Source organism: Aeromonas sp. FDAARGOS 1405 (genome assembly GCF_019048265.1).
Classification (GTDB): Bacteria; Pseudomonadota; Gammaproteobacteria; order Enterobacterales; family Aeromonadaceae; genus Aeromonas; species Aeromonas veronii_A.
On the sequence record NZ_CP077311.1, the window covers coordinates 2,965,156 to 2,987,612 of the forward strand.

At 51.6% G+C, this 22,457-nt stretch carries 21 protein-coding genes and 3 tRNA genes; 15 read left to right on the forward strand and 9 right to left on the reverse strand.

All coding sequences use genetic code 11. From position 1 onward, the window contains the following. The first annotated feature begins 52 nt into the window (after positions 1-52). The 10 genes from msbA to I6L35_RS13885 all read left to right on the forward strand — a co-directional run bounded on the left by msbA (position 53) and on the right by I6L35_RS13885 (position 7,952). The gene (gene msbA, locus I6L35_RS13840; protein ID WP_216978473.1) at positions 53-1,816 is read left to right on the forward strand and encodes a lipid A ABC transporter ATP-binding protein/permease MsbA; all 1,764 of its coding nucleotides are present in this window, start codon (positions 53-55) and stop codon (positions 1,814-1,816) included. Beyond that, positions 1,816-2,811 (forward strand): tetraacyldisaccharide 4'-kinase, encoded by a 996-nt coding sequence (lpxK, locus tag I6L35_RS13845; protein WP_216978474.1) that lies wholly within the window; start codon positions 1,816-1,818, stop codon positions 2,809-2,811. Before msbA ends, lpxK begins: the two co-directional genes overlap by 1 nt. A 121-nt stretch (positions 2,812-2,932) precedes the next feature. Then, positions 2,933-3,121, forward strand: a complete 189-nt coding sequence (locus tag I6L35_RS13850) for a Trm112 family protein (RefSeq protein WP_005347033.1) — start codon at positions 2,933-2,935, stop codon at positions 3,119-3,121. Continuing rightward, positions 3,118-3,867: a 3-deoxy-manno-octulosonate cytidylyltransferase gene (gene kdsB / locus I6L35_RS13855; protein ID WP_201906360.1), complete on the forward strand. Its 750-nt coding sequence runs from the start codon at positions 3,118-3,120 to the stop codon at positions 3,865-3,867. Before I6L35_RS13850 ends, kdsB begins: the two co-directional genes overlap by 4 nt. 211 nt (positions 3,868-4,078) lie before the next feature. Continuing rightward, positions 4,079-4,723 carry a UvrY/SirA/GacA family response regulator transcription factor gene (gene uvrY / locus I6L35_RS13860; RefSeq protein ID WP_005337448.1) on the forward strand — a complete coding sequence of 215 codons (645 nt, stop codon included), beginning with the start codon at positions 4,079-4,081 and terminating at the stop codon, positions 4,721-4,723. Positions 4,724-4,850: 127 nt separating this feature from the next. Continuing rightward, complete coding sequence (uvrC, locus tag I6L35_RS13865) at positions 4,851-6,704, forward strand: excinuclease ABC subunit UvrC (protein ID WP_100653499.1); 1,854 nt, start codon at positions 4,851-4,853, stop codon at positions 6,702-6,704. A 199-nt stretch (positions 6,705-6,903) separates the two neighbouring features. Then, positions 6,904-7,458: a CDP-diacylglycerol--glycerol-3-phosphate 3-phosphatidyltransferase gene (gene pgsA, locus I6L35_RS13870; RefSeq protein WP_031227442.1), complete on the forward strand. Its 555-nt coding sequence runs from the start codon at positions 6,904-6,906 to the stop codon at positions 7,456-7,458. A gap of 181 nt (positions 7,459-7,639) precedes the next feature. Then, positions 7,640-7,715: transfer RNA gene (locus tag I6L35_RS13875), tRNA-Gly, on the forward strand. A 35-nt stretch (positions 7,716-7,750) separates the two neighbouring features. Beyond that, positions 7,751-7,824, forward strand: a tRNA-Cys gene (locus I6L35_RS13880). A 41-nt stretch (positions 7,825-7,865) separates the two neighbouring features. Beyond that, a tRNA-Leu gene (locus tag I6L35_RS13885) sits at positions 7,866-7,952 on the forward strand. A gap of 187 nt (positions 7,953-8,139) precedes the next feature. Here I6L35_RS13885 and I6L35_RS13890 read toward each other — a convergent pair. The 3 genes from I6L35_RS13890 to I6L35_RS21130 form a co-directional block, all read right to left on the reverse strand. Next, complete coding sequence (locus I6L35_RS13890) at positions 8,140-8,940, reverse strand: hypothetical protein (protein WP_216978475.1); 801 nt, start codon at positions 8,938-8,940, stop codon at positions 8,140-8,142. A gap of 1,082 nt (positions 8,941-10,022) precedes the next feature. Further along, positions 10,023-10,445 (reverse strand): hypothetical protein, encoded by a 423-nt coding sequence (locus tag I6L35_RS13895; protein ID WP_216978476.1) that lies wholly within the window; start codon positions 10,443-10,445, stop codon positions 10,023-10,025. Continuing rightward, complete coding sequence (locus I6L35_RS21130) at positions 10,442-11,509, reverse strand: type VI secretion system PAAR protein (protein WP_254204453.1); 1,068 nt, start codon at positions 11,507-11,509, stop codon at positions 10,442-10,444. Before I6L35_RS21130 ends, I6L35_RS13895 begins: the two co-directional genes overlap by 4 nt. A gap of 268 nt (positions 11,510-11,777) precedes the next feature. Between I6L35_RS21130 and I6L35_RS13905 the strand changes: the two genes are divergently transcribed. Beyond that, positions 11,778-12,143 (forward strand): hypothetical protein, encoded by a 366-nt coding sequence (locus I6L35_RS13905; protein WP_216980338.1) that lies wholly within the window; start codon positions 11,778-11,780, stop codon positions 12,141-12,143. Here I6L35_RS13905 and I6L35_RS13910 read toward each other — a convergent pair. From I6L35_RS13910 to I6L35_RS13930, 6 genes are all read right to left on the reverse strand, one after another. Next, positions 12,079-12,932 (reverse strand): IS5 family transposase gene (locus tag I6L35_RS13910; protein ID WP_216978477.1). Its coding sequence is split into 2 segments (ribosomal slippage): positions 12,079-12,590 and positions 12,590-12,932, totalling 855 coding nucleotides; the frame shifts between segments, so codons are not numbered across the junction. The genes I6L35_RS13905 and I6L35_RS13910 overlap by 65 nt on opposite strands. A gap of 133 nt (positions 12,933-13,065) precedes the next feature. Then, on the reverse strand, positions 13,066-14,565 hold the full coding sequence (locus I6L35_RS13915; RefSeq protein WP_254204454.1) for a hypothetical protein: 1,500 nt from the start codon (positions 14,563-14,565) through the stop codon (positions 13,066-13,068). Between the two features lie 195 nt (positions 14,566-14,760). After that, positions 14,761-15,543, reverse strand: a complete 783-nt coding sequence (locus I6L35_RS13920; RefSeq protein WP_254204456.1) for a nuclease-related domain-containing protein — start codon at positions 15,541-15,543, stop codon at positions 14,761-14,763. A 403-nt stretch (positions 15,544-15,946) separates the two neighbouring features. Next, complete coding sequence (locus tag I6L35_RS21135; protein ID WP_254204458.1) at positions 15,947-16,510, reverse strand: Fic family protein; 564 nt, start codon at positions 16,508-16,510, stop codon at positions 15,947-15,949. After that, positions 16,510-16,953 (reverse strand): Fic family protein, encoded by a 444-nt coding sequence (locus I6L35_RS21140; protein WP_254204460.1) that lies wholly within the window; start codon positions 16,951-16,953, stop codon positions 16,510-16,512. The genes I6L35_RS21135 and I6L35_RS21140 overlap by 1 nt, the downstream gene beginning before the upstream one ends. Before the next feature lie 1,434 nt (positions 16,954-18,387). After that, positions 18,388-18,696, reverse strand: coding sequence for a hypothetical protein (locus tag I6L35_RS13930; RefSeq protein WP_216978479.1), 309 nt, complete (start codon positions 18,694-18,696; stop codon positions 18,388-18,390). Between the two features lie 549 nt (positions 18,697-19,245). On the opposite strand from I6L35_RS13930, the gene I6L35_RS13935 reads away from it, so the two are divergent. The 4 genes from I6L35_RS13935 to I6L35_RS13950 all read left to right on the forward strand — a co-directional run bounded on the left by I6L35_RS13935 (position 19,246) and on the right by I6L35_RS13950 (position 22,391). Then, positions 19,246-19,947: a hypothetical protein gene (locus I6L35_RS13935; RefSeq protein WP_216978480.1), complete on the forward strand. Its 702-nt coding sequence runs from the start codon at positions 19,246-19,248 to the stop codon at positions 19,945-19,947. A gap of 225 nt (positions 19,948-20,172) precedes the next feature. Further along, on the forward strand, positions 20,173-20,736 hold the full coding sequence (locus tag I6L35_RS13940; RefSeq protein WP_254204461.1) for a hypothetical protein: 564 nt from the start codon (positions 20,173-20,175) through the stop codon (positions 20,734-20,736). Between the two features lie 451 nt (positions 20,737-21,187). Then, entirely contained in the window at positions 21,188-21,601 is a 414-nt protein-coding gene (locus I6L35_RS13945) for a hypothetical protein (protein WP_216978482.1), read from the forward strand. A 325-nt stretch (positions 21,602-21,926) separates the two neighbouring features. Further along, positions 21,927-22,391 carry a hypothetical protein gene (locus I6L35_RS13950; RefSeq protein WP_216978483.1) on the forward strand — a complete coding sequence of 155 codons (465 nt, stop codon included), beginning with the start codon at positions 21,927-21,929 and terminating at the stop codon, positions 22,389-22,391. The last annotated feature ends 66 nt before the right edge of the window (positions 22,392-22,457 follow it).

The window sequence follows — 22,457 nt, forward strand, 5'->3', positions numbered from 1 at the left end:
AGCCTGCGCTTTGGCTAGAATAGCCCGTCATTTCCATTACTAACGGCTATTCATGCAACAAGAAACCTCACAAGAGAGCTGGCCAGTATTCAAACGCCTGCTCGGTTATGTCCGTGATCGCAAGCTGGGCCTGGTCGGTGGCATCATAGGGATGCTGGGCTACGCCGCCGTGGATACCACCTTTGTCTACTCCATCAAGCCGCTGATCGATCAGGGCATTAATGGCAACGACAGCACCGTTTTGAAATGGATGCCTTTCTTCGTCCTCGGCATCGTGGCCCTGCGCGGTGTCGCCAACTTTCTCTCCAACTACTGCATGGCCTGGGTCGGCAACCACGTCGTGATGCGTCTGCAACAGCAGGTGTTCAATCACATGGTGGCGATGCCGATGAGCTTCTTTGACCGTCAGAACACCGGTCATCTGCTCTCCAAGGTGACCTATGACGCCAGTCAGGTCTCCTCGGCGGCGAGCACCACGCTGGTGACCCTGGTGCGGGAAGGGGCGACCGTGGTCGGCCTGCTCGGCCTGATGTTCTGGCACTCCTGGCAGCTGTCAGTGATCTTTTTGGTGGTTGGCCCGCTGGTGGGCATCATCATCGGCCTTATCAGCCGCCGTTTCCGCCAGATCAGCCGTCACATCCAGCAGGCGGTAGGGGATATCACCACCTCCACCGAGCAGATGCTCAAAGGGCACAAAGAGGTGCTGATGTTTGGTGGCCAGAAGGTGGAAGAGAAACGCTTCTTCCAGGTCAGCAACAACATGCGCCAGCAAACCATGAAGATGGTCGCTGCCGATGCCATCGGCAGCCCGGTGGTGCAGATGGTGGCCTCCATCGCGCTGGCTGCCTTCCTCTATGTAGCTACCATCGACAGTGTGCGCAGCGAGCTGACTGCCGGTACGTTTACCGTCATGATCACCTCCATGATGATGCTGCTCAAGCCGCTGAAAAGCCTGACCGACGTCAACAACCAGTTCCAGCGGGCCATCACTGCCTGCCACAGCCTGTTTGGCCTGCTCGACAGCGAGCCGGAGCAGGATACCGGCACCCGCACTCTGGAGCGCGCCCGTGGCGAGATCGAGTTTCGCAACGTCACCTTCACCTACCCGACCAAGGACACCCCGGCGCTGCACAACGTCAGCTTCAAGGTGGAGGCGGGTAAGTCGGTGGCGCTGGTGGGCCGTTCCGGCTCTGGCAAGAGTACCATTGCCAGCCTGCTGACCCGCTTCTACGACATCGATCAGGGCGAGATCCTGCTGGACGGCATCAACATCCGCGAATACAAGTTGAGCGAGCTGCGCAAGCAGTACGCGTTGGTCTCCCAGCATGTCCACCTGTTCAACGACTCGGTGGCCAACAACATCGCCTACGCGGCAGAAGACAAATACAGCCGCGACCAGATCGTGCAGGCCGCCCGTATCGCTCATGCCGACGAGTTCGTCAGCAAGATGAGCAACGGGTATGACACTGTGGTTGGCGAGAACGGTGCATCCCTCTCCGGTGGTCAGCGCCAGCGTGTGGCCATCGCCCGCGCCCTGCTGCGCGATGCGCCGGTTCTGCTGCTGGATGAGGCCACCTCGGCCCTCGATACCGAGTCCGAGCGCCACATTCAGGCGGCTATCGACGAGCTTTGCAAGGCGCGTACCTCGCTGGTGATCGCCCACCGTCTCTCCACCATCGAGAAGGCGGACGAGATCCTGGTGATCGACGAAGGCCATATCGTCGAGCGCGGGAACCACGCAGCACTGATGGAGCAGCGCGGCACCTATGCCCAACTGCGCGCCATTCAGTTTGGCAACGCGGGAAGCAAGGCCTGATGCTGGAACGGCTCTGGTATCGCAAAAGTGGCTGGCGCTGGTTGCTGGCCCCCTTTGCCCTGCTGTTCGCCGTTATCAGCGGCAGCCGCCGCTACGCCTATCGTCATGGCTGGCGCAGGGGGTATCGCGCCTCCTTGCCGGTGATCGTGGTGGGCAATATCTCGGTGGGCGGCAACGGCAAGACGCCGGTGGTGGTCTGGCTGGTGGAACAGTTGCAAGCCCGCGGCTATCGCCCCGGGGTGGTGAGCCGTGGTTATGGCGGCAAGGCGCCCCATTACCCCTATCGGCTGGATGAAACCAGCACCACGGCGCAAGCAGGTGATGAGCCGGTGCTGATTGCCCGGCGCTGCGGCTGCCCCGTGGTGGTTGCCCCAAAACGGGCCGACGCGGTACGACTGCTGGAGCAGAGCGGTGAAGTGGATATCATCATCACCGACGATGGTCTGCAGCACTATGCGTTGGCCCGCGACATCGAGCTGGTGGTGGTGGACGGAGCGCGCCGTTTCGGCAATGCCTGCCTGCTGCCGATGGGGCCGCTGCGCGAGCCGGTCACTCGTCTCAAACGGGTGGACGCCATCATCTGCAACGGCGGTGAACCGGGCAAGGGGGAGTACCCCATGCAACTGATCGCCGACACTCCGCGCCGGGTGCGCGACGATGCACCGCTTGCCGCCCCCTTGTCGGGGCCGGTCGATGCGTTGGCGGGGATCGGTCATCCGCCCCGCTTCTTTGCCACCCTGGAAGGGCTCGGCTACCAGCTGGAGCAGCAGGCCGCCTACGGCGATCATCACCCCTTCGATCGGGATGAGTTGGTTGGGCGCTTTGCCAGCAAGCCGCTGCTGATGACCGAGAAGGATGCGGTCAAGTGCCGCCCGTTTGCCCTCGATAACTGGTGGTATCTACCGGTCAGCGCCGAGTTGCCCGCCTCCCTGCTCGACACCCTGCTGCACAAGCTGGGGGCGAAGGCAAAGGGCGCGGCCAGGGCGCAAGATTAATCTCTCTCGCCTCGGCGGGGGAGCTGGGGGTTGATATGCCCCGTATGGAATAGCTGGTTGCTCGACATCCATCGCTGGCGTGATGAAGCCGCCAGCGCGACATCGTTGAAGGAGTATCGTTTTGGCTTTGGACATCAAGTTGCTCGACATCATCGCCTGCCCGGTCTGCAAGGGTAAGCTGCATTACAACAAAGCAGTTCATGAGTTGGTCTGCCGCTTCGACAAGCTGGCCTATCCGCTGGAAGAGGGGATCCCGGTACTACTGGAGAACCGTGCCCGTCCTCTCAACAGCGATGAGCTGCCGTCATGAGTTTCGTCGTCGTCATTCCTGCCCGCTATGCGTCAACTCGTCTGCCGGGCAAGCCGCTGGCGGATATCCATGGCAAGCCCATGGTGCAGCATGTGGTGGAGAAAGCTCTGCAATCAGGTGCCGATCGGGTGATCGTTGCCACCGATGACGAGCGGGTGCAGCAGGCACTGCTGAGCACCGGCGTCGAGGTGTGCATGACCTCACCGGATCACCAGTCCGGCACCGAGCGTCTGGCAGAGGTGTGCCGTCACTACGGCTTCGCCGCCGATACCATCATCGTCAATGTGCAGGGGGATGAGCCGCTCATTCCGCCCGCCATCATTCGTCAGGTGGCGGACAATCTGGCCGCCGCCACGGCGCCGATGGCGACCTTGTCGGTGCCGATCAAGGATGCTGAAGAGGCGTTCAATCCCAATGCGGTCAAGGTGGTGACTGACAAGGATGGCTATGCCCTCTACTTCAGTCGCGCCAGCATCCCGTGGGATCGGGATCGCTTTGCCAAGAGCCATGAGCAGATTGGTGACCACTACCAGCGTCATATCGGTATCTATGCCTATCGCGCCGGCTTTATCCAGCGTTACGTAGACTGGGCACCGAGCGTGCTGGAGCAGGTCGAGGCACTGGAGCAGCTGCGGGTGCTCTGGTACGGGGAGAAGATCCACGTCGCCCAGGCCCTTGAAGCGCCGCCGGTCGGGGTGGATACCCAGGCCGATCTGGAGAAGGTGCGCGCCTTTTTGGCCAAGTGATGGCCACAGCACTAACGTCATGAAAAACGGTGTCGCAAGGCACCGTTTTTGTTTTGAAAATTTATATAATTATTTGATTTTAAACGCTAAACATGGGTTTTCTCAAACTTTTGGTGTGCATGGTTTGCCAAAGCGACGAGTTTGGTTATGATGCAAGACGCCCTGTTAACCCTAACCGGGCGGCTAAAACGAGATAACACGGGGTGTTTGGGTGATAAATGTATTCCTGGTCGATGATCATGAGCTGGTGCGTACAGGGATAAGACGCATTCTTGAAGATGTGCGCGGGATCAAGGTGGTGGGTGAGGCACAGAGCGGCGAGACCGCAGTCACTTTCTGTCGCCAACACCATCCGGACGTGATCCTGATGGACATGAACATGCCGGGTATTGGTGGTCTGGAAGCGACCCGCAAAATTCTGCGGATCCGCCCCGATGTGCGCATCATAGTGCTGACCATTCATTCAGAAAATCCGTTCCCCACCAAGGTGATGCAGGCTGGCGCCGCCGGTTACCTGACCAAGGGGGCTGCTCCTGACGAGATGATCCAGGCGATCCGGCTGGTGCACTCCGGTCAGCGCTACATCTCCCCGGAGATTGCCCAGCAGATGGCCCTCAGCCAGTTTGCCTCCGCTGACGAGAATCCCTTCAAGTCCCTCTCCGAGCGCGAGCTGCAGATCATGATGATGATCACCAAGGGGCAGAAGGTGACTGATATCTCCGAGCAGCTCAACCTGAGCCCGAAGACGGTCAACAGCTACCGCTATCGTCTCTTCAGCAAACTGGGGATTAACGGTGACGTGGAACTGACCCATCTGGCCATTCGCTATGGCATGCTGGATGCCGATACCCTCTAATCGGGTGGCGTGTGGTCACAAAGGCGGCGCGTGCCGCCTTTTTGCTTTTCTGCCCCTTTGCTTTTCAGGCGGCGGGGGCAGTATGCTCTGCCCGTCAATTTTTGCCTTTGTGTGAGCCGAGTAGCTGATGACCCTCTCTCCCGAACATCTCTTCGACAGCAAGGCGTTTCTGAGCGCCGTCACCCATCAAAGTGGCGTCTACCGCATGTATGACAGCGGTGGCACCGTGATCTATGTGGGCAAGGCCAAGGATTTGAAAAAGCGGCTCGCTTCCTACTTTCGCACCAACGTCGACAGCATCAAGACCCGCACCCTGGTGCGACAGATCGCCGATATTCAGGTCACCGTTACCCACACCGAGACCGAGGCGCTGATCCTCGAGCACAACCTCATCAAGCAGTACCAGCCCCGCTACAACGTATTGCTGCGAGACGACAAATCCTACCCCTGGATCATCATCACCGCGCACCAGCATCCGCGCATCGGCGTCCATCGCGGCGCCCGCAAGGTGAAGGGGGAGTACTTCGGCCCGTACCCCTCTGGCGGCGCGGTGCGTGAGAGCTTACACCTGATGCAGAAAATATTTCCGGTACGCCAGTGCGAGGATGCGGTCTATGCCAACCGCACCCGTCCCTGTCTGCTCTATCAGCTCAAGCGTTGCGCTGGCCCTTGCGTACCCGGGTTGGTGAGCGAAGCCGAATATGCCCAGCAGGTGGAGCTGGCCAAGCTGTTTCTGGCGGGCAAGAACCAGCAGGTAATAGGCGAGCTGGTGGGCAAGATGGAGTCCGCCAGCGGCGATCTGCGCTTTGAAGAGGCAGCCCGCTATCGGGATCAGATCCTGGCGCTGCGCCGGGTCACCGAGCAGCAGTCGGTGAGCGGCAACGTGCTGGACGAGCTCGATGTGGTGGGGGTCGCCTTCCAGCAAGGCGCTGCCTGCATCCACGTGCTCTTTATCCGTCAGGGCAAGGTGCTGGGCTCGCGCAGCTACTTCCCGAAAGTGCCGGCTGACACCCCGCTCGACGAGGTGGTGCAATCCTTCCTGCTGCAGTTCTATCTGTCGGGGCAGGGGGGGCGGCAGATCCCCAGTGAGGTGCTGCTCGATGTGGCGTTGGAGGATGAGAGCGTCATCGCCGAGACCCTGAGCCAGACCGCAGGCTACAAGGTGCGGGTGGTGAGCCGAACCCGCGCCGAACGGGCCCGCTTTATCAAGCTTGCCTCCATCAATGCCGAGACGGCGCTGCGATCGCGGCTGGCTCACAAGAGCACTATCACCGCCCGCTACGACCAGCTGGAAGAGCTGCTGGAGCTGGAGCGTCCCATCGCCCGCATGGAGTGTTTCGATATCTCCCACACCATGGGGGAGCGCACCGTGGCCTCTTGCGTGGTGTTCAACCGGGAGGGGCCGCTCTCATCGGAATATCGTCGTTTCAACATCGACGGCATCACCGGTGGTGATGACTACGCAGCGATGGAGCAGGCGCTGGAGCGCCGCTTTGGCAAGCAGCAGGAGCCGGACAAGGTGCCGGACGTGCTATTTATCGACGGCGGCCTCGGCCAGTTGCGCCGGGCCGAAGAGATCCTGGCTCGTCAGCTGGAGTTCCTCGGCGGCAAATACCCGCTGCTGGTGGGGATTGCCAAGGGGGTCACCCGCAAGGCCGGGTTGGAAACTCTCATCATGGGGGAGAGTCACGAAGAGTTGCATTTACCGGCAGATATGCCCGCTTTGCACCTTATTCAGCATATTCGCGATGAATCTCACCGTTTTGCCATTACCGGCCACCGGGCCAGACGGGCCAAGGCCCGCACCAGCAGCAGTCTGGAGGATATTCCGGGGGTGGGGCCAAAGCGACGGCAGGCGCTGCTCAAATATCTGGGCGGTCTGCAGGAGGTCAAAAAGGCGAGCGTGGATGAACTGGCCAAGGTACCCGGCATCAGTCAGGAGCTGGCCCAGACCATCCACGATGGCTTGCACAGCGCCTGAGCAGGGTTAGCAGCATGGCACAATCGCTAACTCCTTGATGCACAAGAGCCGTGACGCGGGGGGGGCGTAAATGCCATAATGGCCATCGCATTTTGAGAAGATTGATGGATTAAAAAGACCAAGACGGGCGCCAGTGCGGTTGCATCGCAAATCGGCTTTGGCGCACTATGTAGCGACGTACAAGAAGTGGCTGAAAATAATGACAAATATACCTAACCTGTTGACGTTTTTCCGGATTTTGCTCATTCCCGTCTTCGTCATCCTGTTCTATCTGCCTTATCAATGGTCCTATCTGGCTGCTGCCATCATCTTTATTCTGGCCGCTGCCACCGACTGGTTTGATGGCTATCTGGCCCGCAAGCTCAATCAGTCCACCGCCTTTGGCGCCTTCCTTGACCCCGTTGCCGACAAGATCATGGTTGCCGCTGCACTGGTGGTCATTGTCGAACACTACAACACCATCTGGGTGACCATCCCCGCCATGACCATGATTGGCCGCGAGATCATCATCTCCGCCCTGCGCGAATGGATGGCCGAGCTCGGCAAACGCTCCTCGGTGGCGGTCAGCTGGATTGGCAAGTGGAAGACCATGATCCAGATGGTGTCGCTCACCGGTCTTATCTGGCAATACAACGTCTGGATGGTGTGGCTCGCCTATGTGATGCTCTATGTCGCCACCGTGCTCACCTTCTGGTCGATGTTCCAGTACATGAAGGCGGCCTGGGGCGATTTGACCCACCACGCCAACCTGTGAGTCACTTGCGCCGCAAGGTGAGGTTTCCGCTGATTTGAGGCAGGAAACGGCCAAAGGCGCTAAAACTGTCCAAAAAGGGCAAAAAATGCCCGAACGATCAGGTAATTAAATATTTCTGGTTGACTGGGCGAGGAACATCGCTAGAATGCGTCCTCGTAGTCAGGCAGTCAGCCAGACCAATGCGGGAATAGCTCAGTTGGTAGAGCACGACCTTGCCAAGGTCGGGGTCGCGAGTTCGAGTCTCGTTTCCCGCTCCAAATTCAGACAATCGAGAGCCAACTCTCTTTTGCATGGCGCGTTAGCAAAGCGGTTATGCAGCGGATTGCAAATCCGTTTAGTCCGGTTCGACTCCGGAACGTGCCTCCATATTGACAAGCCCGCCACGCGAGCTTGATACCGATTGCGGTGCCCGAGTGGTGAAATCGGTAGACACAAGGGATTTAAAATCCCTCGACGTTCGCGTCGTGCCGGTTCGATTCCGGCCTCGGGCACCATTAAAATCAAAGGGTTACGAAAGGCCACTAGAAATAGTGGCCTTTTCTTTTGCCTAAATGGCGCCAAAGTGGCGACAGCGATTGTGTTGAGTCCACACCCTCATAACAACAAAGCCTGCTGAAGGCAGGCTTTTATTGGGTCTGTATATAGCCGAGGAATTTACCGTGTGGGGTAGGGTATGGCCGATTACTTCCACCACTCCTTGCTCGGTAAGTTATTCCATTCTCCAACCGGGTATTCATGGCCATTGAAGCGCAGTGTGGTGCTCAATGTTCTCTTACTGGTGGTTTGAAAGGTGCCGTCCTGCTCTATTGTCTCTGTTTTCGCTTTGGTTACTACTCTCAGATCGTGCAGCCCGTTAGATATCCCTGGCAGGACTTGGATGTAGGATATTCCTCGTTCTAAATCAATTTCCTCTGGTGAGCAGGGCACGCCTTTTCGGATGTAAGTGTGCAGCATAGGGGCGCCGTTCATTACGCGTTGAATGGTTCCATTATGTTGTCTGAATAGATGTAAGAATCTGGATCTAAAACCGTCTGCACAGGAGGGGCCATCGCCGATATCCAATCTTACGCCAAAGGCCCGTTCTCCTTTGGCCAGTAGGTAAGGAGCTGTGTCGAGCCATATACTGGAGCTTCCAATTCTGATGCTGGCATCTTCTTCAATAGGCTCCTCAAACCGCTGTTGTACTTTCCCTTGGGAAATGAGTTCTACTCGCCAGACACTCGTGGGTAGAGACATGTCATCATGGCGATCTGCGCTATCTGGGAAAATGTAGGAGGTCAATGTCACTTCTGGCTGGTTTGGTAACGTCTTACATGCGCTGGCAGTCAGTTCGGTGTCTGAAGGCGTGCTTGCCTTAATAGCTGCTAGTTGTTCTGAAGAGCAAACTTGTTCTCCGTCAGCCCATGCGCCAAAACTAAGCCCTTGTAACAACAGCGTGGATATTGCTGCACTCACTTTCCACGCGAGTGATTTTGTTATCACTATCACTTTCTCCCTGTTAAGGACGCATATTGGTTGTTGAGTTTTATGAGGGCTGGCACTGTAACAATATTTTGGGGGTTGTGCGAGTCTGCATCATTTGGACGAACAGACTCCACGACCATGGGAGGGGGAGGACATCAAGACTGATCAGCTTCTATCAAAATTTCAGTTATCAGATCATCCCTCATTGCAACTAACCAGTTGAAACCAAATGCCTTTTGGCTTTTCTCCTACAGCAAATCAGATCCTCCCCTACAGCTCAAAACCCCACGAAAATCACTAATACTCCAAATTATTCAATTGGTTACTTTCTTGCTGCAGCTATTCAGAGCGACTTCAAACTGTAAAACCCTGCAAAAAAGATCCTTCTTTGCAGATCCTCAACGCTCTGCGGATCCTTTATCTGGTGCGGTCTGTGCATATGGTTTTGCGGTAATCCACTTTTGCAAAAAATTTTCCTGGTGAAGCCCGCAGGCGGGAGCGGATGAGCGCCTGCCTGATGGTGCTCATACATGCGGCATGCTTTGGTGCCGTCAGTCAGATAGAAGAAAGCCCCATTTGATGGGGCTTTCTTCATTTTCTTGTGTACTAGTTCTCTGCGGCTATCTTCCTGCATTGTTCAGTGGTCACCGCATAGGTTTTGCTTGTAAATCTAGAGGTTACCTTGCTCAAGGTATCACATTGCACATAATCGTTTATTCGATGTAATGTTAATTCTTTCAAAGAAAATGAAATTAGTGGTGAGATGAGCAAGCAACTTATTATTATTCCATTTTTTAGAAATACTGATAGAGATTTCCCAGTGACAATTTCCACAGAGCAATACAATATTATTATTAGGCTAGATGCCATACAGGAAAAAATAGCCCAGTAATTTAATATTCCAGCTATGACGTAGACGTCATGCTGTTCACCAAAAGCTTTCTGGATTACGTTCCAACCGAAAAAGGTACTCCCGAACGCGATTGCCCCAAAGAAAAGTATTCTAACGTAATTCACTCAAGTACCTCCTTGATTTGTTTTTGAATGCTTTTCAGTGTGGTTTTACAGCCTAAAAAAGCCAGTATTACGATGGCTTTTTTTCATTCTGCATTCATTTTTTTATTTATTAATTGGCATTCATTATCTGATATGGCATAAATTTGATAAGAATTCCAACGAGAAACCCGTTTTAGCTCCTGGCACTCCACGTAATTTTCAGACTTTATACTTAATATAATCTTGGTTCCAAAGGTTAAGATTGGTGAAATTACGAAGATGACAATTAGAGCTCCTCGTTGAAAAAATTTGTCTGAATTACCATTTCTTGCCAATGACATTAACACATGAACAATCAATACAATACCAATTAATGGCGCGCAGTAAGACGCCCAAATGTTGGCAATGCCACTAACTCTAAATGACAGAGCAACATTGGATAACGTTGCGTACAAATCCTCTGATACTTGTTCAAGTCCGAACCAGATAAATGCAACCGCAATAATGGCTCTAATGATATGAATCATTCAACCAACCTTTTAAGCGAGTTGCCGATCTCATCTGAGAATCCATAACGCTCATCTAATGCATCAAGCTCACGTCCCATAAAGAAGGAACCGAATGCAAAGAGTGCACCAGTTACTAAAATCCCTGATACTGGTAATGTCGCAACGACTAGAGACATGGTAACAAGTGTCGTCATGCCTTTGATTATGTCGCTAGAGCTGTTACCAATGAACTCAGCTAAAGTTGCTTCATCACGTAAGACGTAATCAGCAGCATTGACCCCGACAGCAAAGGCAATTTCCACCCCTGCATTTATTTTGATCCATCGAGCGGCACCTTTTACATCATTCAAGCCGATACCGATTTGAACAACTCGTGGATTACTTGCTTTCCATTTGTTCCCTTTCATTAAGGTTTGGGCATGGCGTCGATAGTTCTTGATTATTACATAATCAATGCCCTTGATGTTCTTGGTATAAGATATTACGCCAAATCCACCTAATCCTTTGGCTGTCTGCGCGGCAGTCTTAACACCATCGATTAAGTCATGATAACTTTTTGTTGTACCAACAGTGTCCTTACCACCGGATTCAGAATAAAGCGTTTGAAGAAGTTCTTTGGCCTCTTCAAAGGAGAGTACTGCAATATCAGTTGGTGCTGTTGTGTACACAACCTCTAGAGTTTTACCTTGAGCGAAGTCATATGGAGGCCAATAAGCATTCTGTGCTTGGATCTCTACCGGTTGTACCGGTTGCTGCACTGGGGCCGCTCTTGCAGAACGTGCAGCAGGTGCTTGGTCTCCGATGACGACGGTGCCTGAGCCAATGATCACCCCACCACAGTCAACTGCTCCGCCAGTGAGTGCGGCAGGCATTCCATTTATAAAAACAGTGGAAGAACCTGACGCGATCTTCCTGGGATGGGGTGGGTTATTTGGCTTGTCATGGGGAGCCAGCGGATCACCAACACGTGCAGCGGGAATTCCATCTATGAATACATCAGGAGAGCCAGCAGTAATGGCTGTTGGATAGAAGCCGTCATGATCTGTTCCAATATCCCCAACTTTTGCAGCGCTTTTTGCCATCTGAATTCCTCATCGACACGAATAAAATACATTCAACATAACATGGCTGCAAATGTCTCCCTAGACCGATGTGTCTGATTTTTGTCAGAATGTGACATCTATCGTCGCTGATAAGTCTACAGGTAATAGGTTTGATTCAGTCTTGGTTAAATGGCTGTGTTTTTAGACTGCAAGCGGCTAAGGCGAAGTTCGAATGACGGTAAAGGTTTCATGGTAAATGCGGGCCAGTGGTTTGGTTGTGTTCCTCTTTGGCTGTGCGAGTCTCTGGATGGCCATGGTATTTGGTGCTGAATTCACGGTTCTGTTAGCACAGACACCAGATGACCCATTCAGAATGAATGATTGGCGAGGATGGTTTGCAATCTTCATTGGCTTGCTTGCCGCTCCTTTCATGCTTTATGCGGGGGGAAAGCTGATGTTATCTAAGAATATCCCCGAGCCCAATCTCTCCTCTAAAGCTGGCAAGCAGCGACTGGTGATTATCATGTCGCTAGTCGTTCTCGCTGGTTTTTTCGGCTATCTGACACAGAAAGTCAGTATGTCGAGCATTGAGTGGTTAAGCTGCGTTCTCAAAATGCTGGTTTTCTGTCCACCAATAGTTCCCGTAAGTAACGAAGGCAGAAAGCCAGCTTGATAAAAGCAGCAAAACTTCCCGCCAGCTTTTCATACCTCGTTGAGAATCGGCGAAACTTCTTCAGCCATCCGAAGCACCGTTCGACCACATTTCTCCTACGATAACGAGCTTTGTCTAACACCAGTGGGCGCCCCTTATGGTGCCATTGCTGGTCGCTGCGTTGCGGGATAACCGCTTTTATCTTTCTGCGCCGGAGTTCTGCCCGCAGAGCCCTGCTGCTATAGGCCTTATCTGCGGCAAGATGAGTTGGCCGAGTGCGATAACGGCCTGATGAAGTCGGGATCCTTGCCATGGCCAACGCACTTGTCGCATATCTGATTTCCGCTGATTGCCCCGGCGAAAGGCAGAACCCCAGCGGTAAACCATTACCATCAGTGACCAAGTGAATTTTGCTGCCAAAACCACCACGAGAGCGACCAAGAGCTTGATTCACCGGAGTGTTTTTTTACGCGCTCCGGCAGCATCTTTGGATGCCCTGACATTGGAGCCGTCAATGCACCACAGGTCGAAGTCGATAAGCCCTTCTTCATTGAGATGCAGTTGCAGCGCAGCAAGGATGGCATCGATACGACCGGTACTCAGCCAACGTCGAAAGATGTTATAGACCGAGCTCCATGGGCCGAAACGTTCTGGTAGATCTCGCCAAGGTGCGCCGGTGTGAAGTATCCAAAGAATGCCATCAAGCACTTGGCGTGGCTCACGAGTAGGGCGTCCGCTTATGCGGCAGCATCGAAAAAGGGGCTCGATAAGCCCCCATTGTGCATCGGTCAACGGGTAACGACGGGACACTGCATAGGTCTTAAGCTGTTGAGAATATTTGAGATTATATATTCATCACTTTAAGAACACAGCCTAGTTACATCCCTTTCCATTCTCAGTAACGGGTAGCGATTCACTTTCAGTTTGCTAGCAATAATGTCAATTATGCCTTTGCCTGACGCCACTTAGTTAGCCATCGATACTGTTCGGGATGAATGCGTAACAGCTCTGCGATAACTGCTTCACGCTTATCGGCTGTCATCCGGGTAAGAAGCGACCTGACATCCGACATAATACTGTCACGACCAGCGCCTCTGGCTTCCGCCTTGCAATACCACTCATGTCCCTCACTAATGTTGCCAAGTTCGATACAGACTGCACCAAGAAGTGTGCAGGGGCGAAAGTTGTTGGGTTGAAGGTGGTGAGCTTCGGCACCCATGTTCAATGCTGCAGTATGTTCGCCACGGTCACGCATCGCACCACCATGCGTGGTGAGAATGGCTGATTTCAGCTTTGGCTGACCCTGCCTCTTGGCTGGGATGGCACTCAGCAGCGCAATCGCCTCATTCGATGCTGCGCATTTACGCAAGTGTCCGCTGGCATTGACTGCACTCCATGGGTTCTTGCTGTTGTGGTACTCCGCTAACCAGTGATCCGCTTCAAGTCGGTTGTAGGTATGCAGAATCTCCTTTGTCTCGTACTCACGGCCATTGCTCTTGAGCCAGATGGTTTCAGTCTCCAGCAGCCGTGTACCTGCATCCAGCTTGAGAAGGATTGCCATGAGCTGTTTGAGGTGATGTGATTCGACATATCCAGCTACACCATACTTCTCCCTGAGTGCTTGGTTCTTCATCCGTGCGATGTACTTGGGGTCACTCTCACGCTGAATCCGCTCAGCCTCAAGTCGCACACTGCGGGCTTTCTGCTCGGCTTTATAACGTTCTTCATCTGCGGCCTTCTGAGCGGCGATCTCGCGTTGTTTCTGTTGCGCAAGCTCGTTTCGTTGCTCCTGTTCCGCTTTTCCTTTTTGGCCGAACTGCTCTTGGGATAGTTCACCGGTCAAGAAGCACAGCAAGGCATTCAACCCTCTGTTCAAGAGAAATTGTCTGTTAGCTGCTGATATCGTCGTGCCTTGTCCTGCCGCGACAAGGAGGCTGTGCAACCTGGCACCGCCCGTGATCGCACTGGTGATATCATCCACCCAGAATTGTCTGGCCAGTTCATGCGGGGGGAGGGACACAGAATTCTGGCCATCGGCCAGACCATTTTTGATCCGAAATTTCTGCAGGTAATCCCAAGTGGGATTTTGTCTGGTCTTCTCTATATTAGCTTTGTCGTCTGGCTGAGCAGCCAATGGCTTCGTGATTGAAGGTTGGTAGCGATGCACAATCTTTCGGCCCTTAAAGTAAAGAGATTTAGAACGGCGCTGCTCCTGTTCTACCGCAGATTGGCGTCTGAACTCAGGGAGAGTCATATCGCCGTTGATAAAGCCTCTCAAGGCGTTAAGGTCATAGTTGGCTAGAATGTCACAGCGGGGCGGATTCAGAGGTTCATTCCTGAATATGGCTACGAGCAAACTATGGAGGTTATCGCCTATCGATAGGGCTGCAGGAATGTCATCGACACCGTAATAAGTAGCGAGATCCATGGGCGAGATAGACATCGAGCACACTCCTTGTGCAAAAAAAGAATTAGTACAATAGCGCCGCTGGCTTTTTACCCGCAATGGGTAGCTTCAAATTCATCGCTGCGAATCCCCCCTGTGTTCCCCTATACCCCAAAAGCCTCAAACCGAGGGGAATTCAAGGGAGGGGGACTTTTGCCGACTGATGCAAAATCAGTCGGCAATACAGTCTTGTTAGCCTGCCTTGGCGACGTCCCGTACTTTTTGCTCTACTTGGTGCGCTATGGCCCGAATCTGAGCCAGTTCTAGTGAGCCTGCCCTAAATTGGGGGAGTTGCTTGGGGAGTGCAGCGGCACTGACGATGTAGGGGAAGGTGATCTTCTGGCGTAAATCTACAAACCAGCCAGGTAGAACCAGAACGCCACCTACCGGGACTTCGGTCCCAGTTGCACTGTTGAGCCAGTTACGCACAGTGGTGACGTTACGGCGGACCTGTTCGAGCGGCGCTTTTTCAACATGGTTTGGGAAGTGAAGCGCATCATTTTCGACCCGAACCTTGAACTGTTTTTCTCCATTGTTGATGGGTTTGGAGCGACCCTTAGTCTCGATGACAAAGACCCCGTTAGGGCAGATGATCAAATGGTCGATGTTGAATCCATCAAACGGGATATCGTGGTAAACCCGATAGGGGGGCTGTTGGGGCCTAACGATTTGGTCCAGCTCCTGACCCACTGCCAGTTCACAGGAGTAACCCAGCTTGAGGTGTTGAACCTTGTTGGCCATTTTGTAAGTTTTGGTTGTGCCATAGATAAAGAGACCCAGCATGACTACCCCAGAAGTCAGCATCACAGTCGTGCTCATAGCCTTCTTATCGATGTAGCTCTGTAACAAGAGGTAGAACCCGATCATCATCATGGTCAATGGCGTGAATAGCATTTGGGAAAAGAGGTCTATCTGTAGGTCTTGGATTTGCTGTTGCAGGGTGTGACCCGCTGGCCTGAGCAGGTCGGCGGTCAACGGGCTGACCCTATGTGAGCGAAGCCTCTTTCTTATTAGCAAGATGATCCCAACTGATAAGAATATCGGGCCCAAGAACAAGCCAGAAGTTGCCAGAACAGATACCGCGAGCGACGAGAGTTCCATTTCATGCGTCTTTTGGGGAATGTGGTGAGGTCAGGTTAGCTGACCTATAGGAGTCTATCCATTGGGATGTGGGGTAAGTATCACAGTATCTGATTATCCCCAATGGATATCTTACACCTTGTGGTGTTAGTGAGATAAAACAGAGAGTTACTGCGCCTCCTTTGTGCGCAAATGGGGTTCGTTGCGCTTGGGTTTACTTGGCTGGTTATATGTTTACTGATGCGACCCGGAAGCTGGGCGGCTGTAGCAACTCACTCGGTGGCCTTAGCAAGCAGTCCTATGACAGCACTTCCCAATGCCCACCCTTGCGCGGACCAACAAAGCGCAATCGCCCCGCTTTAACCAATGCGGCAGCTGCTCGCTCCACCGTGCTGGTCGATTTGCCTATTCGCTCGGCTACTTGTGTCAGGGTCAGGGCAGGCTCGCTCGCTAAGATCGCCAACACTGCATCCGGTGTTTTTGCCCGCATTTCTACCTTCATTTCTACCCTCACTTTTTCTGGCGGGGTGGGCTGAGATGTCGGCTGTGCGGTAATCGCTTCGGCCAACGCATCTCGCAGCGCCTCTAGCAGAAACAGAATAAAATCGGTGTAGTCACTCAGCCTGTCGGCCTGACTTAATTGGTGGTAGTAGTGCTCTTGGCGCTCTTTGATGATCGCTTCCACCGGCAGGAAGGCCATCACTGGTTGCCAACGGCTCAAGATCAGCGTTTGCCACAAGCGTCCCATACGACCATTTCCATCTGAAAAGGGGTGGATAAACTCCAACTCGTAGTGCAAGGCACAAGAGGCGATCAAGGGATGGGCCTCTGTTTCTGCCAACCATTGCATCAGTTGTTCCATCAGACGCGGACCTGAGTCGCGGGGGGAGCCATATGCACTAATTGCTCACCTCGATAGATGCCGACCCCACTGCTACGCCATTGCCCTGCGTCATCGCATAACCCGTGCATCAAACGTCCATGGGCCCTGAGCAAATCCGCAGAAGAGGTAGGGGCCCAAGCCGACATTGCTTCATAAGCGGCAAACGCATTGCGCACCTCCTGGATCTCACGGGGCAATCCCAGTACAGGTTTGCCGTCGATCACTGCCGTGACTTGATCCAGGCTCAGGGTGTTGTGCTCGATAGCCAGGGATGCCTGGATGGTGCGGATCCGGTTTTCCCGGCGCAGCATGGGGACTTGCGAGCTCTGCATCGAGCGCCATTGCCCCACCAATTCTGCGATCTCCGCCACCCGGCTCAACATGGCGTGGGTCAGGGTGAAGGGAGGGGAATAGGCTGCCATGGGGGACTCCGACTGAAACGATTGCAAATGCGAAGGCTCAGAGATTATCAGATCGGGGGCAAGACCAACACGGCGGCGTATCTTTGCGAATTCTGTGATAAGCGGTATGCGATGTTCTATGACGGAGTGCGATTTGTTGCGAACTTGCGGTGTTACTCGCTCCATCTACTTGCTATTTCATGCGATGAGATGCAAACGAAGCTCTTTGATTTAAAATCCCTCGACGTTCGCGTCGTGCCGGTTCGATTCCGGCCTCGGCACCATATTAGAGCCTTAAAAATACCAAAACCCGCATAGCCAAAGGCTTTGCGGGTTTTTTGTTGTATCTAGTCGGCTAATCTGGCCTTGTGATATTCCTCCGTGATTAGGGGACGCATGTTCCGGCAGGGGGGAAAAAGCCCTCCATATGTTTGCTATGCCTGGCTGTGAGGTGGTGGATTATCCTCCCTGCACTTGTCATCTACTCCCAATTGAAACGGGAGATCCCTCCATTTCGCCATCCGACTCCATGGGGTCACAAGTAAGGGGCGCTGGTCAGCAGCAGAGGCTGCCTGATGAAATAGGCCCTCCCTATCGGGGGAAGTACAGGCGCCTCAGGTTCTGCCCCGGTAGAAAGGAGAGGGGCTGGTACCAGTTGTCTATCCAGAGGTTTCCTTGAAAGAGGCAAGGGCCAAGAGAGAGGAAGCTGCAGGCTGCGGGCGGATGTTATCGGCCCAAGTCTTGCCCGAAAGCAGAGCAAGGTGATCCGCGGCTCATCAGTGAGACCCGCTTTGCGGTTATTGCCAGAGTCGCACCAGAGTCGGCTAGCCATGCACCAGCGCCGCGGCGGACAACTGGTGGCGGGCGATAAGCTGTTCGACATCGAGCCCCGCTATGGCGACATCCACCTCATTCCACTTACCGCCCATAACCGCTGCAGTTCGAGCGTCTGAGGGGCCTCCTTCGTCAGACTCGAGGTATCGTTGGGGGCACCCCATCCACCCCCAGTCCCACCGGCCGCCCAAAACCCAGATAGTCATCAACTAATCGTCAGTTAATAAAAGTTTGTGCCAGCGCAAAAAATCACTCTTTTCTGATAGTTAGCCCATTAAAACCATAGATAAGACCACTCTGGCTCCGTAATATGGCGACGGGCGTCTGTTGGCCCCTTTTCCGAGATCAATGGTCAACGGCGCAATCTGGTAGCGAGAGTCAGGGGCGGTAGCCACTTTAGCGTAGGGTCGATTAGCGAAGCGTAATCGTCCGCGGTCACCATCTTTACCCCATATGGGTGAGGCTCATGGCGCAATCCACAAAGCCTGTTGCCACAAGCAAACCTGCGCCGAATAGAGGTGCAATTCACTTCCTTCGTTGCATCCTGCGGTATGGGTCACTGGCTGGTCAGCTATTGATGCCGTTTGGCCCAACGCCCGTCGCTACTGAGCATGCTCAGCGTTATTTGACCCGCATCAGGCGATGGCAGATGTCGCCCAGCTCGAACTGGATTACCTGGGATCGCTGCATGGCATCTACCCGCTGCAGCATGTCGGCGTTGTACTGTTTGCGCCGCATCCACTGCATAGGCTCTTCGAAGCTGCCTTCATTGACGATAAAGGTATCCGTGTAGGTGTCGTTCACTATGCTGACCACCCAGATGCGCTGCTGAAACTCCGAGAGTTCTGCAAAGAGCGCGGCGCCACGGGTTGCGAGCCAGCGTACTGCCCGAGTGATCCTGTTTTTACTCTCGACGAGCCGGTTTGCCATAACTGATAAGGGTTGGATAAAGGACGGTTGGGCATCCTAGCATTCCAGTGGATGGGTCACCAAGCAGCGGGAGAGTTGCCTCTCCCACCACGGGATGAGACGCAGGGTGCAATAAGCCTGTAGGGTCGATTAGCGAAGCGTAATCGTCCGCGGTAACCATCCCCTCTCCCCTTGCGGGAGAGGGTTAGGGGTTCGGTAACATCTTTGCATGGCGGAATATCATCTCCCTAAATGGCATGCCTTCGCCATGCAGGACGCGAGGACTCCGTCCTCGACGGGGTTTCGCCGCCGCTGCGCGGCTTGGCGAGTGACTTTTCTTTACGTGGCCAAATAAAAATCTCTCTGCAACAGGTTAATCGCTCCTCGTGTATTCGAAGTAATGATGTGGAAAATCCTAGATACCCACCCATTTGGCATCTTAAATAGATTTATACAGAGTAGTCATACTTACGCAGGTAATAACATGCCTAGGAGAAACAAACTTAATCTTAGAGAGCGAATAAGGCAATAAAACACGAACCATATATTAAATTTCAAATAGGTGACAAGATGACAAAAAGACATAGTTCTAATCGTGCAATATTAATTCTAGAATCACCATGGGAACTTGATTATAGTGACTCTAACAGAACAAGCGTTCTTCCTTTTGTTGAAGGTGTTGGTAAACTTGCTGGTGACACAGAGGTTTATCATGCTAACTTTTATGATAGAAGTAGCTTTTTAAAAGCTTTGGACTGTCTGTGCAAAAGAAAATTCACTAATACCACGGTCTATATTGCAGCTCATGGCTACAAGAAAAAGGTCGGCAATGTATCAATTTCAGACCTTATCTGGGAGGTAGGTTTACGCTCAAAAGAATGCAATATCACAGGGTTGATGATAGGTTCATGTTTTGTTGGCGAAAACACAAGCACAATGGAAGCTTATTTAGAAGGTACTAATCTTAAATGGTGTGCGGGATATTCCTCTACTTCTTTATGGCTGGAGGGAACATTGATTGACTGCGCGATATTATCCAGAATGACCGATTTAGATGAAACTGATTATGCAGACAAAGACAACATGATTCATCACTTCGCAAGTTCCATCGCAGCATTTTCTGACTCATTTAAAATTGGTCGAGACTACAGAAAACAGCCAGTCCCTTTAAATAAGTCGCTTCAATTTGTCATACAACCAAGTGGAAAAGGAAAGCGAGCTAAATGTGTTAGTGAAGAAGTCTTTGAGGTAAGGGCATCACTGCAGCTTTAATATAAGTAAAAGCCCCCATAAAAATAATTAACCTTTTCATTTTAACAAAAAAACAGTAAGGCGATTAAATGGGGGCATTAGCCTTATCACTATCTCATGTACAATAATTAACCTTCGTGCCCAGTGGATTATATGGATGTTGACATAATTTCAAACTTGAGATCATTTAACCGCAAAGAGCGGTTTTACCTAATTGGCCAAATGCTGGGAAACCCAGAATTTCGCATGGATGACAACCAGCTTGATAAGATATCAAATCTAATCGGTCTCACCATCCCCAGAAAATACTTTGCTGCAATGGATTACCACCTTGACTGGATCTATGCCAGCTTGTACCTGACTCAAAACAACCCTACGGGCCGCGTAGAACGCAATTTCATAGAGGAAAATGAAATTGAAACTGACTATCAAATATCAGGTGCTCAAGAGGATATAGATTTTCTTCTTGCCTTTGTAGACGAAAATAAAATAACCCACATTGTGATGATTGAGGCTAAAGGCGATAGCTACTTTAGCAATGGTCAGCTAGATAGCAAAAACAAACGATTTAAGGCTATTTTTGGTAACGAAAACACATGGCCAAATGTAAGGCCTCACTTCATAATTTGCAGTCCTAAAAAGCCACAAAAGATAAAGATAGAAGAGCCTGCCTACTTCATATTTAAAAACTCTAAATTACCTTGGCTTGAACTCGATATGGGTAATGGAAAAAACAAAGTTACTCGATGTATTAAAAATGGCGAACCATCAAACAATGGTAAACATTGGAAGGTTGAAAGTCGCTTTTAAAAATATGGGTGCAACTCCGCTCACTCATTATCTCTGTTCTATCCTAGGCAAGGTCAGGAGGGTTGTTATCTCGCAGCCAGCCCCTCGCCCATCGTATGGAGAGGCCAAATTTCCGCACCTATACAACAAGTGAAATCGGTTTGGTTAAATAGGTAAAATTGAATATTAATACAGCAGCAAGCGGCACACATCTCGAACGTCCGATTACGCTTCGCTAATCGAACCTACGGCCCTACAACACTGTTTTTTACACTGCAATATATGATGGAGTAGAAAAGGAGGTCAAACGAATATATTCAAGCATCAGAGATAGACTGGTAGTAGTCTGATTTAATTTTTCGTAGCAACGATCAGGACATAACGAAGTTATATGGAAGGCTCTACTATCGGATTAGTGCCGCCTTCTATCTAATCACTGCTAGGGCCATGCCCATTATCAATATGAGTATTTATGACTACAAAAAACAAAGTTACTGAGATTCCAAATATCGAAAGTCAAAAAAAAGAAACGGAACTAGAATCATCAAAACCAGCAATTGAACACATTCACTTTGATCGAGATGAATATGATGCTCGACAAAGGGATTTCAGAAAAAGTATGTACTTGGCTTTTACATTCATGTTTGCATTCTCAATACTCATTTTTGCCTCATTGAGCAACCCCGGCATCTATGAAATAGACAAAGAAACCTTTGTCTTAATCAACCAAGCATTTAATGCGATCGTGCTCTTAGTTATCCCTTTCTTTTTGGGTTCTTTAGGGGCTATTGCTCGAATTTTAATGGCAGGAGTCAAGGGGGGGGCAACATGGCGTATTAGTTGTCTCCTCAGGGTTAATGGCGATATTTTCATGGGTAGGAATTAAAAGTGGCGTGCTTTTAGCTATTGTAGCTCCACATTTAGAAAAGCAAGGTGTTTCATCAACAATTACCATGCAAACTGAGAGCGGTTTTTATACTATGGCGCTTGTAGCTATCGCAGTAGGTATGTTTTCATCGAACCTCTATATATTTATAAATCAGAGGGTTGAGCAACTATCTGCGACCAAAAAAACCTAACAAACTGTTTAAGCGCGATTAGCAACACACGGTATTTTTACTATGCGTTGCTTTAATGTTTAAGGTGGAATTCGGTAGCATCGGCGTTGCGTTGCTAAAACCTTAACCGAGCGTTATTCCTTTGGAGGACAGATGGAAAAATTACATAAACTTGTATTGGGTTTTCGTCAGACAATGGAATGTTTAAATCCATCCGACTTTGATGGTACGTCACTATCTGCTAGTAAGTTTCCTTTAGCTTGTTGTGACGACTCTTCTCAGATTTTAGCGGCCTATTTAACTGACAACGGATTCTCTGGCGCAACTCTTATCCGTGGTGAATATGGTGGCAACAAAGGGGAGTTAAAATCTCATGTATGGCTCGATTTCGGTGGTATCAAAATTGATATAACAGCAGATCAATTCAATATATATGGCTATGATAATCCATCAGTAATAATGACACGGAAAAACATGTTTCTAGAAACTTTTGAAACAGCTAACGACGGTATTGCTGATTTTAGAATACACTTAAAAGAGTACTCTGACCCGGGCTTGGAGCGTGACTTTGAATCTTGCTACAAGGTGATATTGTCGCAGCTATCAGCACAGGCATAACAAACAATTTAAGAGCGATTCCCAACTCATGGCACTTTTCATTCCATCGTTGGGTTTTTTTTTAAG

Coding starts and splice junctions, on each gene's coding strand:
- msbA (WP_216978473.1), top strand. CDS start 53: ATGCAACAAGAAACCTCACAAGAGAGCTGGCCAGTATTCAAACGCCTG.
- lpxK (WP_216978474.1), top strand. CDS start 1,816: ATGCTGGAACGGCTCTGGTATCGCAAAAGTGGCTGGCGCTGGTTGCTG.
- kdsB (WP_201906360.1), top strand. CDS start 3,118: ATGAGTTTCGTCGTCGTCATTCCTGCCCGCTATGCGTCAACTCGTCTG.
- uvrC (WP_100653499.1), top strand. CDS start 4,851: ATGACCCTCTCTCCCGAACATCTCTTCGACAGCAAGGCGTTTCTGAGC.
- pgsA (WP_031227442.1), top strand. CDS start 6,904: ATGACAAATATACCTAACCTGTTGACGTTTTTCCGGATTTTGCTCATT.
- I6L35_RS13895 (WP_216978476.1), bottom strand. CDS start 10,445: ATGATTCATATCATTAGAGCCATTATTGCGGTTGCATTTATCTGGTTC.
- I6L35_RS21130 (WP_254204453.1), bottom strand. CDS start 11,509: ATGGCAAAAAGCGCTGCAAAAGTTGGGGATATTGGAACAGATCATGAC.
- I6L35_RS13905 (WP_216980338.1), top strand. CDS start 11,778: ATGGCCATGGTATTTGGTGCTGAATTCACGGTTCTGTTAGCACAGACA.
- I6L35_RS13915 (WP_254204454.1), bottom strand. CDS start 14,565: ATGTCTATCTCGCCCATGGATCTCGCTACTTATTACGGTGTCGATGAC.
- I6L35_RS21135 (WP_254204458.1), bottom strand. CDS start 16,510: ATGGAACAACTGATGCAATGGTTGGCAGAAACAGAGGCCCATCCCTTG.
- I6L35_RS21140 (WP_254204460.1), bottom strand. CDS start 16,953: ATGGCAGCCTATTCCCCTCCCTTCACCCTGACCCACGCCATGTTGAGC.
- I6L35_RS13930 (WP_216978479.1), bottom strand. CDS start 18,696: ATGGCAAACCGGCTCGTCGAGAGTAAAAACAGGATCACTCGGGCAGTA.
- I6L35_RS13935 (WP_216978480.1), top strand. CDS start 19,246: ATGACAAAAAGACATAGTTCTAATCGTGCAATATTAATTCTAGAATCA.
- I6L35_RS13940 (WP_254204461.1), top strand. CDS start 20,173: ATGGATGACAACCAGCTTGATAAGATATCAAATCTAATCGGTCTCACC.
- I6L35_RS13945 (WP_216978482.1), top strand. CDS start 21,188: ATGACTACAAAAAACAAAGTTACTGAGATTCCAAATATCGAAAGTCAA.
- I6L35_RS13950 (WP_216978483.1), top strand. CDS start 21,927: ATGGAAAAATTACATAAACTTGTATTGGGTTTTCGTCAGACAATGGAA.